The organism is Halorubrum rubrum (assembly GCF_024494685.1).
Taxonomy (GTDB): Archaea; Halobacteriota; Halobacteria; order Halobacteriales; family Haloferacaceae; genus Halorubrum; species Halorubrum rubrum.
Map to the genome: position 1 here is coordinate 184,971 of NZ_JANHDM010000006.1, position 12,357 is coordinate 197,327.

11 protein-coding genes, 1 tRNA gene and 1 pseudogene are annotated in these 12,357 nt (G+C 65.3%); 3 read left to right on the forward strand and 10 right to left on the reverse strand.

Annotation, left to right across the window (positions count from 1 at the left end):
* Positions 1–2: 2 nt before the first annotated feature.
* Complete coding sequence (locus NO889_RS08705; protein WP_256411868.1) at positions 3–179, reverse strand: hypothetical protein; 177 nt, start codon at positions 177–179, stop codon at positions 3–5.
* Positions 180–295: 116 nt separating this feature from the next.
* Here NO889_RS08705 and NO889_RS08710 point away from each other — a divergent pair, with 116 nt between their 5' ends.
* Entirely contained in the window at positions 296–1,453 is a 1,158-nt protein-coding gene (locus NO889_RS08710) for a DNA cytosine methyltransferase (RefSeq protein ID WP_256411869.1), read from the forward strand.
* Here NO889_RS08710 and NO889_RS08715 read toward each other — a convergent pair.
* The 3 genes from NO889_RS08715 to NO889_RS08725 all read right to left on the reverse strand — a co-directional run bounded on the left by NO889_RS08715 (position 1,448) and on the right by NO889_RS08725 (position 4,325).
* On the reverse strand, positions 1,448–2,608 hold the full coding sequence (locus NO889_RS08715) for a hypothetical protein (RefSeq protein WP_256411870.1): 1,161 nt from the start codon (positions 2,606–2,608) through the stop codon (positions 1,448–1,450). The genes NO889_RS08710 and NO889_RS08715 overlap by 6 nt on opposite strands.
* Positions 2,609–2,798: 190 nt before the next feature.
* Complete coding sequence (locus NO889_RS08720; RefSeq protein WP_256411871.1) at positions 2,799–3,569, reverse strand: aldo/keto reductase; 771 nt, start codon at positions 3,567–3,569, stop codon at positions 2,799–2,801.
* Positions 3,570–3,650: 81 nt separating this feature from the next.
* Positions 3,651–4,325 (reverse strand): HAD family hydrolase, encoded by a 675-nt coding sequence (locus NO889_RS08725; protein ID WP_256411872.1) that lies wholly within the window; start codon positions 4,323–4,325, stop codon positions 3,651–3,653.
* 140 nt (positions 4,326–4,465) lie between these two features.
* On the opposite strand from NO889_RS08725, the gene NO889_RS08730 reads away from it, so the two are divergent.
* Positions 4,466–5,605 (forward strand): CBS domain-containing protein, encoded by a 1,140-nt coding sequence (locus NO889_RS08730; protein ID WP_256411873.1) that lies wholly within the window; start codon positions 4,466–4,468, stop codon positions 5,603–5,605.
* 108 nt (positions 5,606–5,713) lie between these two features.
* Here the strand turns inward: NO889_RS08730 and radB are convergent, their stop codons facing one another.
* Both radB and NO889_RS08740 read right to left on the reverse strand, forming a co-directional pair.
* Positions 5,714–6,424 (reverse strand): DNA repair and recombination protein RadB, encoded by a 711-nt coding sequence (gene radB / locus NO889_RS08735; protein ID WP_256411874.1) that lies wholly within the window; start codon positions 6,422–6,424, stop codon positions 5,714–5,716.
* 100 nt (positions 6,425–6,524) lie between these two features.
* Positions 6,525–7,880, reverse strand: a complete 1,356-nt coding sequence (locus NO889_RS08740) for a sodium-dependent transporter (protein ID WP_256411875.1) — start codon at positions 7,878–7,880, stop codon at positions 6,525–6,527.
* Between the two features lie 232 nt (positions 7,881–8,112).
* On the opposite strand from NO889_RS08740, the gene NO889_RS08745 reads away from it, so the two are divergent.
* Positions 8,113–9,522, forward strand: a complete 1,410-nt coding sequence (locus tag NO889_RS08745) for an NAD(P)/FAD-dependent oxidoreductase (RefSeq protein ID WP_256411876.1) — start codon at positions 8,113–8,115, stop codon at positions 9,520–9,522.
* A gap of 26 nt (positions 9,523–9,548) precedes the next feature.
* Here NO889_RS08745 and NO889_RS08750 read toward each other — a convergent pair whose 3' ends face one another.
* The 4 genes and pseudogenes from NO889_RS08750 to NO889_RS08765 all read right to left on the reverse strand — a co-directional run.
* A complete protein-coding gene (locus NO889_RS08750) occupies positions 9,549–10,595 on the reverse strand; it encodes an AI-2E family transporter (protein WP_256411877.1) in 1,047 nt (348 codons plus the stop codon).
* A gap of 263 nt (positions 10,596–10,858) precedes the next feature.
* Positions 10,859–10,929: transfer RNA gene (locus NO889_RS08755), tRNA-Pro, on the reverse strand.
* Positions 10,930–10,975: 46 nt separating this feature from the next.
* The gene (locus NO889_RS08760; RefSeq protein ID WP_256411878.1) at positions 10,976–12,151 is read right to left on the reverse strand and encodes a succinylglutamate desuccinylase/aspartoacylase family protein; all 1,176 of its coding nucleotides are present in this window, start codon (positions 12,149–12,151) and stop codon (positions 10,976–10,978) included.
* A 25-nt stretch (positions 12,152–12,176) separates the two neighbouring features.
* Positions 12,177–12,357 (reverse strand): annotated as a pseudogene (locus NO889_RS08765) (IS6 family transposase); the annotation flags it as partial.

The following is a 12,357-nucleotide window of genomic DNA, read 5'->3' on the forward strand; positions in this document are numbered from 1 at the left end:
TTCTACTCGTCAGGTTTTCCGGCCGGCTCGAGGATGATGTTCCCGTCGTCGTCCTCGAAGAACGCTACTTTATCACCGACATCCGTTCTATCGTCACCCCACTTTTCGCGTACCTCTTTGATCAGCTGGATCTTGTGGCCCTGTTGAATGGTGCTGACGTTTAGGATGTATTTGCTCATGGAGTCGTCTTTGCCCCTATCCGGTATATTAGTAGGGTTATCAAAAACGGGGGACTAATTAGTTCTATAAGTTTTAATAAACCTTAAAAGTGGCACAAAACACAGGTTATTATAAGATGACCATCCAAAACTACGGTAACGATCGAATGGAGACGAACGAACCCGCTGAAGACGAACTGCTATACGCTGATCTGTTTAGCGGTTGTGGGGGAATGAGCCTCGGATTCGAGCAGGCGGGTTTCCGGTGCGTCGGAGCAGTTGATCAAAACGACGATGCCGCCGAAACCTACCGGAACAACATCGGTACGGACCCTATCGTCGACGATATTACGAAATACACCGCAGACGATCTGCTGAACGAATTTGACGTCGCTCGCGGGGATCTCGACGTTCTCATCTCCTGTGCTCCATGTCAGGGGTTCTCTCAGCATCGGAACAAACACGACACGGAACACGACGAACGGAACACGTTGGTTTCGTTCAGCGCCGAGTTGGCAGTTGCGATGGAGCCGGAGTTCTTCGTCATGGAAAACGTTCCCGAGCTCATTCAGGGCGCGAAAGAAAGATACTGGAATCGAACCTACGAGATCCTCAAAAAGAACAACTACGCAATAGCGTCCGACGTTCTGAACGCTGCCGACTATGGTGTGCCTCAGCGACGCCGTCGAGCCATCATCATCGCCCGAAAGGAGGGGCGTAAGGTCGAATTACCCCCTCCGACCGTAGACGAACACCGTACGGTAGAGGATGCGATCGGCGATCTGCCGCCGATTGAAGCCGGTGAGACTCATCCAGCCGATCCGATGCATCGAGCGCCGAATCACACTCGGCGGATCGTAGAGATGCTCGACCTCATTCCGGATGACGGTGGATCGTGGATGGATATCCCGGAAAACCACCAGGAGGAGTACTGGCTCGATTCGATGAAGAAAAGAGCAGAAAACGGCGATCTCAAGTCCTTCTGTGATACCTACGGTCGAATGCACTGGGATAGACCCGCCGGCACGATCACTCGGAAATCGAGCACGCCGTCGTGCGGCCGGTACGTCCATCCCGAACAGAACCGTAACGTTACCGTCAGGGAGGCGGCACGTCTACAGTCGTTCCCGGACGACTGGGAGTTCGAAGGATCGTTTATCAGCTGGTACGAACAGAACGGGAACGCGGTCCCACCGAAGTTGGCGAACGCGATCGCCGAGCAGATCACACGCCTGATTCCGATCACAGAGAAAGGTACTCAGCAGATGACCTTCGATGCCATCGGTCCGTCATAGGGAAACACTCGCTACGTCGTATCCGAGTAATTGGCGGATGTAGGCACCGAAGAAGTCTCGAGAATCCTCGTCCGCGATGATCTGGCTGATGTTAAACGGGACGTCCAACAGCCCGTCGTGAATCAGCCCCTCGATACCGACATCGTCCGCGTCGCTCCCTCGGTCACCCTCTATCATTCGTCGGGTATAAACGGGTTGTAGTATCATCTTCTTCGCCTCCGCGTTTTTAGATTCGAAGTCTTCCAGCTTGCTCCGTATCAGCGGGAGCCACCCCTCCCATTGGTTGCTAACGTCTTTTCGGTCCTTGATCTCTCCGTAACCGGTTACGCCTCTGGGGGAGCGAACGACCATATCGGGCTCGGTCTGATCGACGTTAACATAACCCCCGTTAGCGGCCCGCACGTCTCGAACGTCGTATGCTCCGGAAAGATCACCGAGCGCGTAGGAATCGCCGAGATCCGTAGACGAGACGGTTATGAAGGGGTCCTGTGACGTCTGTTTCACCTCGAACGACTCCAAAACACCGTGATCGTCGAACTCCTCTACAAGTACGGAGGCAACATTAACTACGGCCTTCCGTCCTCCCGCGTTTCTCGATGACCCCTCGATCGCCGCACCCTCTGTGAGTAGTGCGCTGATAAGCGCCCGCCGTTCAGGCCGTTCATCGCCCGTCAGACTCGAGGCCCAAGTGCTAATCAGCGAGTTGAAGAAGCGGCACAGACGGTGGACCGAGTCGGACGTTTCGGACGACTGATCCGAAGAGTCGACTTCTCTGACGGCCGATCGGATGCTCTCCATCCCTCTGAGACGGTTCTCAGAGACTCCGGCGAGCGTCCGATAGTACTTCAGAAGGTTCGTCCGTTTCAGTGTTCGTGGATGTGCGAAGTAACGATGGAGCCGGTCGGGAGGGACTCCGTTCGCTTGGAGGACCTCGACGGCCTGATCGGAGACCCCCAGTTCGTCCCAATCGAGCGTTTCCGGTTCGAGTTCCATGGCCCGTGAGTGCAGTGAGAGTAGTCCACGTCGTTGTAACTGCGATTCCCTGTAGGATATCTTCCAGCGGGATTCCTGTACGAGTTGTTCTTCGATGTCGCCTTCGTTCACTATGGCTGAAAGATACGTATCTAAATCAACAGAAGTCCAGACGGGATCCATTATTCAGAAGTGATTACAGAGAACCGTTATAAATTCTCAAACTAATTGAACGTATACGTTTTAGAAGTTCAAAATGTTCTCGTAGATGTCGTTCAACTCGAAACAACTCACTGATATTGACACCGAATTCCGGCTCGAACCACTGCGTCCTCGGCTGGACATGTTCTGATCGGTCGCAGAACCGGTAACTTCACTCCGGATACAGCTCCTCCTCCCGGTCGACGGCGTCGATCGCGGCGATCTCTGAAGGGTCGAGTTCGAGGTCCGCGGCCGCGAGGTTCGCCCGGAGGTGCCGCTCCGTCGACGCCTTCGGGATCGCGGCCACCGGCTCCTTCGCGGTCGCCCACGCGATCGCGACCGCCTCGGGCGTCGTCCCGTGGCGCTCGGCGACCTCGCGGACCGCGTCGACCTCGCCGACCCTCCCGCCCGCGAGCGGTGAGTACGCGACCACGGGGTAGCCGTGTTCGCGGGCGTGGTCGAGGAGTTCGGGGCGGTGATACAGCGGGTGAAGCTCCGTCTGGTGGACGGCGATCGGGGCGTCGAGGACCTCGCGGGCGCGCTCGAGGTCGTCGATCTCGAAGTTCGAGACGCCGACCGCGCCGACGACCCCCGCGTCGACGAGCCGGTCCATCGCGGGCAGGGTCGTCTCCGGGTCGTACGCGCCGCGGGGGCGGTGGACGTACAGCAGGTCGATCCGATCGACGCCGAGGAGGTCGGCGCTCTCGCGGGCGGTCGGTCCCACGTCGTCGCCGGCGAGCGCGTCGATCCAGAGCTTCGTCGCGACCGTCACGTCCGCGCGGTCGACGTCGCTCGCTTCGAGCCCCTCCCCGACGACGGCCTCGTTGCCGTAGATCCGGGCGGTGTCGAGGTGGCGGTAGCCGACCGCGAGGGCCGTCGCGACCGCGTCCGGGTCATCGATCCCCATCGTGCCGAGTCCCACGGGCGGGAGGTTCGGGTCCATGTCCCGGGTGGCGGCCGGCGACTCATAAACGTCGGCGTCGCGGTTCGGGTGAAGCGACGCGACTCCGGCGAACGCCGTCGCTCACGGCGACCCGATCGGCGAGCGCCCACAGAGGCTCACGAGGTCGTGGAGGTCGTCGATCTCGTAGGTCGGCTGCGCCGAGAGCTCGAACGAGCGGCGGTGGGGCCGGCGGATGAACGCGGAGTCGATCCCGGCGTTGTCGGCCGCGATCACGTCCGACTCGTTGTCGCCGACGAACAGCGCGGTCGAGACGTCCAGGTCCGCGAGCGCGCGTTCCAAGTAGTAGGGGGAGGGCTTCTTCCGCGAGAGGCTGGCGATCGAGGGCTCGCGGCCGTAGACGACGTCGAAGCGGTCGGCGAGCCCGAAGTGTTCGAGGAGGTCGTCGACGGTGGCCTGCTGGTTCGAGGAGACGATCCCGAGCGCGGCGTCGAGGTGCGCCAACGCACCGACGTCCTCGTAGGGGGTCTTGTGCCCGGCTCGCGAGGCGGCGATCTGCGCGTCGGACGCGGTCTCGTCGCGGACGCGCCAGAACTCGACCGGATCGATCTCGTAGCGGTCACAGATGTCCGAAAGCGTCGCCGGGTCGACGCCCACGGCGACGTCGTCGACGTGGGCGAGGTCTGGATCGGTCACGCCCAGCCGCTCGAAGGCCTCCCAGGCGGCCTCACGGAGGGTATCGAACGGCGTTCGACCGACGAGTACCCCGTCGTGGTCGAGGACGACGGCGTCGTACACGCCACCCTCTCGGGGAGTAACGGTCAAAAAGCTTTCAGTAGAGCAGTCCGTCCCCGAGCCGTGCTCACGGGTGGAATCTCGCGTTCCACGACGACCCCTGTACTTTCAATACCCGGCGCGTCCAACGTTCCGCTTGGACCATGAACATCGCTGATATCGCAGTGCCGGAGTACGTCGAGGTCGACGCCGACGAGCGGCTCGCCAAGGTCCGATCCATCTTCGAGCGCGAGAACCCGAAGGGCATCGTCGTCACCGAAGACGGCGAGTACGCGGGAGTCGTCGGCGAGAAACAGCTGCTGCGCTCGCGCATGGAGGACGACACGAAGGTCTCCGCCGTCGTCAAGCCGGCACCCTCGGTGAAGCGGACGGAGGACGTCCGCGAGACCGCTCGCCTCCTCGTCGAGGGCGACGTGAAGATCGCGCCCGTCTACGAGGGCGAGAAACTCTACGGCATCGTGACCGTCGATCAGATCCTCGAGGCCGTCCTCGATAGCCTCGACGCGATCACGGTCGATCAGATCGTCACGACCGACGTGATCGGCATCAACGAGAAGGACAGCGTGGGGCGAGCGATAAACCGGCTCCGCGAGAACGGGATCTCCAGGCTCCCGGTGCTCGACGACGACGGGATGCTCGCCGGCGTCGTCACCACGAACGACATCGTCGAGTTCGTCGTCCGCGACCAGGAGCGGCAGGGCAGCGGCGACCGCGCCGGCGATATCGACCGGATGCTCGATCTTCCCGTCTACGACATCATGTCGAGTCCGGTCCTGACTGCGACAGCCGACGAGACCGCGAAGGCGGCCGTCTCACGGATGTTCGACAACGACGTCTCCGGGCTCGTCGTCACTCCCGAGGACGTCGAGGCGGTCGCGGGGATGGTCACCAAAACCGACGTGTTGCGCGCGCTCACGTTCACCGAGGAGGACTCGCTCGACGTCCAGATCACGAACGTCAACCTGCTCGATCGCACCTCGCGTGAACACGTCGTCGAGTCGATCGAGAGCGTGGCGGACAAGTACGCCCAGATGCAGGTGATGCACGCGCACGTCCGGCTCCACCAACACAAGGAGAAGCTCCGCGGCACCCCGCTCATCCAGTGTCAGATCCGTCTCCGGACGGACCAGGGACAGGTCGGCGGCTCCGGCGAGGGGTACGGCGCGGAACACGCCTTCCACGTGGCGCTCGACAAGCTGGAGCGGAACGTCCTCGAGATCAAGGGCGTCAACGCCGACGAGGAGTACCGCGGCCAGCTACTCCGGAAGCTCGGCGAGCTCTGAGCGGCTCGTTCCTCACGCGACGCCCGGCGCTCCGGCGTTCTCGATCTCCCGATCCGTTTGGCGCTCCCGTTAGACCGCTCCGCTCACCGGCTAGTGCTCCACTCGCTCCTAGTCGTCGCTCGCACCGGCCGCTAACCCCGCCTCGACGATCCGGAACGTCGCGGAGTCGCCGGCGGGCTTCGAGCGGTGTTTCTCCAGGGTCGCCCGACGGTTTCCGCCGCGGAAGCGGTCGACGCGCAGGATCGCGCCGGTCCAGTGGTTGAGCGTGTTGCCGCCGAGCGCGCGGTCGCGGTCGCTTTCGGGGTCCGTGAACACCTGGTTCGTGATCACCACCGCGATGTCGTGTCGCCGCGCCAGAGAGAGGAGGTGTGTCACCTGTTTGGCGACCTTCCGGAGGGACTGGCCGCCCTCGACGTCGTCGGCGCGCTCGAGCCGGTAGAAGCCGGTCGCGGAGTCCAACACGACCAGTTCCACCTCCGCCGCGAGCTCCTCGGCGTCGCGGACGGCCTCGCGCTGGTCCTCGAAGTCGTACGCCTCGGTTATCACCAGCCGCGAGGCCAGCTCCTCGATTCCCTCGTCGACCGCCGGACGGTCGACGCGCGCTCCCGCCATCTGCTCGAAGCGGTCGATCGAGAGCCCCTCGGTGTCGATGAAGAGCGACCGGTCGCCGGCCGCCGCGACCTCGATGGCCGCGGCGAGCGCGAGGTTGGTCTTGCCCGCGGCGGGCGGGCCGTACACCTGCGTGACGACCCCGCGTTCGAACCCGCCGCCGAGCAGGTCGTCGACCGGCTCACAGCCGGTCGGGATCGGTTCGCTCACTGGCGGACGTTCAGGCCCGTTCGTCTTTAAGGAGTCGGTACGGCCGGCCGGTTCGGTCGTCGGACGGACGATCGACGAGACCAGGGCCACCGGGGGCGCTCTATCGCGCCGCCAGCCACTCGGCGAGGTCGCCGGTCAGGAAGTCGACGTAGTCGACGACGCCCAGATACAGCGAGACGAGGACGACGACGACGATCGGGACCCGGACGATCCAGATCCAGGCGGTGCCGAGCGAGCCGAGGTCGCCGATCCCCCTCCCGAGTTCCGCTCTGGCGACGTCCGGGACGACCCAGCCGACGAACAGCGCGAGCAGCAGCGAACCGAGCACGAGCAGGACGCCGTCGGCCAGGCTGTCGTATAGGCTGAGGAATATCAGATCGATCGTCACCGGGACGCCGAGCAGGAAGACGGCGACGCCGATGGCCGTCGCGGCCGGGACGCGCGCGACATCGAGTTCATCGATGAGATACGAGACGAGCACTTCGAGAATGCTGATGGCGGAGGAGAGCGCCGCTATCCCGACCATCGCGAAGAACACGATCCCGAGGACACGGCCGGCGGGAATCTCGGCGAACGCCGACGTGAGGCTCACGAAGATCGCGCTAGGGCCGGGGCCACCGGGCTCGATCCCGGCCGCGAAGAGGAACGGGAAGACGACGAAGCCGACGATCACGGCGATGAACGTGTCGAGCCCGGCGATGATGCCCGCGTCCGCCGCGAGGTTCCGGTCCTCGCCGAGGTAGGACGCGTAGGTGATCATCACGCCCATGCCGAGCGAGAGCGTGAAGAAGGCCTGTCCGGCGGCGGCGGGCAGGATGCTCGTCCAGTTCGCGACGAGATACCCGAAGTCCGGCGTGAGGTAGTACGCGTACGCCTCCCCCGCTGAGTCCAGCGTGAACGCGTACGCCCCGAGAGCGACGAGCAGCACGATGATCGCCGGCACCATCACCTTCACGCCGAACTCGATGCCGTTCCGCACGCCGGCCGCGATGATCCCGATGACGAGTGCCATGAACACGGCGTGAAACAGCAGGGAGTCGACGCCGGTGGTGACGGTACCAAAGAGCGCGGCCGCCTCCTCCGGTCCCGCGAGCGCGTAGCCGTCCGTGATCCCGATGAGGGTGTATCGGAGGAACCAGCCGGCGACGACGCTGTAGTACGAGAGGATGACGAAGCCGGTGACGACGAACAGCCAGCCGAGGTAGTTCCACGCCCCGCTTCCGAGCTCGCGTATCGCGCCCACCGGGTTCAACTCGGTGTATCGGCCGATAACGAACTCGACGAGGATCGCCGGGAAGCCGATCAGCGCGACGAAGAGCAGGTAGACGATCAGGAACGCGCCGCCGCCCTCTTGCCCGGTGATGAAGGGGAACCGCCAGACGTTCCCGAGTCCCACCGCGCTCCCGACCGCCGCCAGGATGAATCCCATCCGTGTCGACCACGTCTCGCGTGCCATCGTTGATCGAACGAACCCGATCGGCGAGTAAAAGCATGTCTTTCCGACGCCGAATATCGCCGGTGAAACTGGATGAACGATCGTTTTCGACCGACGACCCGCGGACCGGAGGCGCGGGGGCGGCCGAATCGCGCGGGGGCGGCCGAATTGCGAGGGCGGCCGAATCGCGCGGGGGCGCTCGGACCCCGGCGGCGACCGTGAATTTAATGCCGTGAGGTCGACCTCACAGGGTATGGAACGCGTAGACGTCGCGATCGTTGGCGGGGGTCCTGCCGGTTCGTCCGCGGCGCACGCGGCCGCGAGCGGCGGCGCCGACGCCCTCGTGTTGGAGAAGGGCGTGCCGCGGGCCGACCGCGAGGGGCTCGGGCCCGACTCCACCGACGCCGCCGGAATCTTGGACTACTGGGTCGACATCATGGGGATCCATCCGGACGAGTTCGACGACGGCGTCGTCCAACGAGAGCTGGACCGGGCGGAGTTCCGCGGTCCCTCCACCGCCGCCACCCTGTACGACACGGGTATCGAGTCCTCCTACGACCGGTTCGGGTACACCTTCCACCGCGCCCGCTTCGACGACTGGCTCCGCGAGCGCGCCGAGGACGCCGGCGCGGAGTACCGGATCGGCGTCTCGGTCCGCGGCGTCGACACCGACCCGGACGCGGAGCCCGGCGACGCCGGGAGCGGATCCGCCGGGTCGGATCCCCGTCACGTTCTCCGTCTCGCCGACGGCGACGAGATCGGGGCCGACTTCGTCGTGCTCGCGGACGGACCCCAGCGGACGGTGACGAACCGGGTGCTCGACGAGTACCTCCCGACGGGCGCGGGCGGGTCCGACCGGCTCGCGCCGCCGGAGGCCAACCACATCGCCTACCAGGAGTACCGCCGGGTTCCCGAGGCGGTGTACGAGGAGGTGGACGACGCGATCGTCTTCTGGTGGGGCGTGATGCCCGGCGAGACCGCGTACCCGTGGATCTTCCCGAACGCCGACCGCGTCTGTCGGGTCGGGCTCACGATGCCGATCGGGATGGACATCGACGACTTCGAGGTCGACGCCTACGAGCTGCTCTCGGCGGACGACGAGTCGATCCCGAGCGGCGCGACGTACGTCCGCCGGCTGCTGGAGTGGCAGTACGGCGACGAGTACGACGTCGAGGAGGACTTCCCGCTCGTCGAGGACGCGGGCAAACGCGGCGGCACGGAGACGTACCCGATCTCCTCGACGCGGCCGATCGACTCGCCGACCGGGGCGGGGATCGCGGTGGTCGGCGGGGCGATGGGGACCACCTCGGCGTTCCACGAGGGCGGCGACCACGTCGCCGTTCGCACCGGCGCGATCGCGGGCGAACTGGCGGCCGCCGGCGATCTGGCCCCGTACAACCGGCGCTGGAAGGAGGCCATCGGCGACGAGGTCGTCCGGAACGTCACGATGGCGGACATGGTCGGCGACTACACGCCGGCCGACTGGGACCGGATCATCGGCGCGGCGGACGCGATGCTCGCCGCGGAGGCGGGCGACGGGCTGCTCGCACAGCCGTACCGCTCGGGGTGGGAGTCGCTGAAGCTCGTGCTCGGTTACAAGTGGAACAAACGGAAGACGAGACGCGAGTACGTGACGATCGCCGAAGACGAGTACGTGTACTGAGCGGCGTCAACGCCCCGATCGCTCCCTCATTCGGCTCCGCGATCGAGCGTCGTCGCCTCCGCCTCCCGTTCGCGCGCGTACAGGTCGAGGACCACCTTCGCCCCGCCGAGCGCGACCGGCCCGACGAAGAGGCCGACCCCCCCGAAGAGGACGATCCCCCCGAAGATGCCCACGACGATGATCGCGACGTTGATCGCGCCGGCCCGGTTGATCACGGCGGGACGGAGGTAGGTGTCGGAGAGGCTGACGAGGACGCCGAGGACGAACAGCAGGACCGCCGCGGTGCTCCGACCCCGCGCGAGGAGGTACACTGACAGGGGGACCCAGACGCCGAAGGAGCCGACGAGCGGGAGCAGCGTGAGGACGAACGCGGCCACGGTGAGGAACGTGACGCCGGGCACGCCGAGTAAGAACAGCCCGACGCCGAGAAGCAGCGCCTGGATCCCCGCGACGATGACGTTGCCGACGACGGAGGCCCACATCAGGTCGTCGAGCTCCGCCATCAGATCGCGCTGGACGCGGTCGGAGACCGGCGCGACGGCCAGCGCCCACTCGGCCAGCCGGTCGCCGTCGCGCAACAGCGCGAAGAGGACGAAGAGCGTCACCGACAGCCCCACGGTCAGGTCCGGGATCCCGCGGAGCAGCCCCAGCCCCCAGCTCGCGAGCCGCTGTACCGCGGCGCTTATCGGCTCCTGGTAGGTCGCGTAGAGGACGTCGACATCGATGACGTACCCGAATATCTCGATCTCCTCGACGACGAACTGGCGCAACTCGCCGCGACGGAGAGCGGTCAGGAGTACGACTCCCTGCCGGAGCGCCACGGTGAGGACGTACGCGAGCGGGACGAACACCACGAGGATCGACCCGCCGATCACCGACGCCGCGGCGAGGTCCGGCCGCACGTGCTCTTCTGCCCGCTTCTGGAGCGGCGCCAGCACGTACGCGATGACGACGGCGAGCAGCACGTACTGGAGGTAGGTGGCGATCAGAACGGCGGCGAAGGCGGCGCTCACGAGCGCCAGAACCGACAGCCCGTTCAGCGGTGACGCGGGACGCCCTGTGCCGTCGCTCATCTCGATGCGCCGGATCGGCGGGTTCGTTCGGGCATTCGGTGTGTCCGTGACGAACGTGAAACGGTATAAACCCCACCGTGGGACCGGGCGCGAATCGAGGACCGAAGAACATCAAATACATGATGTATTTCGTCGCAGTGGCGGCACGTGCCGGTGTCGTCGGAACCGCCGATCTGGCGGTTCATAGCGCACCCCCCGAATGCGGTTTTTGGGCGTTAGAAGGTACTGAGGACTCCGATAATGGAAACCAGTAAAATTTTTGATGGGACCGCTGAGAGTCGAACTCAGGTCCTACGGACCCCATCCGCAGAGGATACCACTACCCCACGGTCCCAGGTCGCACTCGGAGGAACGACCGTCCCGTAATTAAGGACTTCGTTTCAATCGTCGCCGTTCTCTCGGGAGACGGCGAGGTCGCCGTCGTCGCGGACCGCCAGGCTCGCGATCGGGTCGCCCTCGTAGACGGCCATGCCCTCACATCGCGAGACGACGTACCCGTCGTGGTCGGCCTCGACGGTCCCCCGCCTCTCGCCCGTCGCCGAGACGATCTCCGCGAGGACGTCCCCCTCGGCGATCGTCTCGCCCGCGTCGACGCGATGCCGGACGAGTCCCGAGACGTCCGTCGTCGGGCCGCGGTACCGCCGAACCGGGTAGTCGACGGGGGCGGTCTCGACGTGCGCTCCGGGGTCGCCGACGCCCGCGGACACGTCGTCGGGCGCGAGCATTCCGAGTTCGACCGCGACCGCGAACGCCCCGGCGACGCCGCCGGCGACGAGGCGGTCGTCGACGACGGAGTGCGAGCCGAGTTCGGCGGTGAACGCCGGGATCCCGGCCTCGTTGAGGACGGCTCCCGCGAGCGAGCGCTGGAGGTCCTCCTCGACGTACTCCGCGGCGGGGTACTCGGTCAGCGTAGGGAAGCCGAAGGCGTCGACGACGGACTCGAGGTCGGCCGCAAGCGTCCGCGCTTCCGACTCGGTCCGCCGGTCGCCGTACAGCACCCGGTCGCGGATCGCGAACGGCTCGCTGTCGACGCCCGCGGTGTGACAGTCGATCAGAACGTCCGCGGCGACGACGTCGGCGGGATCCGATCCCGCGTCCGCCTCGCCGACGATCGCCCCGTAGAGCCGCGCGTCGATCCGCTCTTGAAGTTTCGGCGGGCGCGCGGACTCCGCGTCGGCGTCGGGGAAGTGGCGGTTGGGATCCTCGTCGTCGTAGTAGGTGTACCTGGCGTTCCGGCGCAGCCCGGCGGGCGAGACGACGGGAACGGCGACGACCGCACCGGCGAGCGACTCGAGCGTCGCCGCGTCGGTCGGTCCCGAACCGCCGGCGAGCGCGTTCATCGTCTCCAACACGACGGCGACCCCGGTCGCCTCGTCGCCGTGGACCCCGCCGGTCAGCCAGAGCGTCGGGCCGGGATCGGCCCCGTTGGCGACGAGCACGGGGAGTCGTTCGGACGTTCCGGTCGGTAGGTCGGCGACGTCGAGCCACCCGCGGTCGACGGCTCCGGGATCGGCGCCCGCGCTTCCGAGTTCGAGTCGAGATCGGTCGGCGTTCATGGACGAACGGCTGCGTCGTGTTAACTTAAGCATGATTCCACCAGACGGTGTGGGCTTGCAACCACGTTTCCGCGGTCGGTGGATCGACATGGCTGAAACAGTTTGAAAACGAAGAGGTTCGTCGTTGTACTTCTCTAAAGACACGTTCGACAGAATTTCTCAAACCGTGTTGTTCGACGCGGTAACTGTAGTTTTCGCGGCGGAGA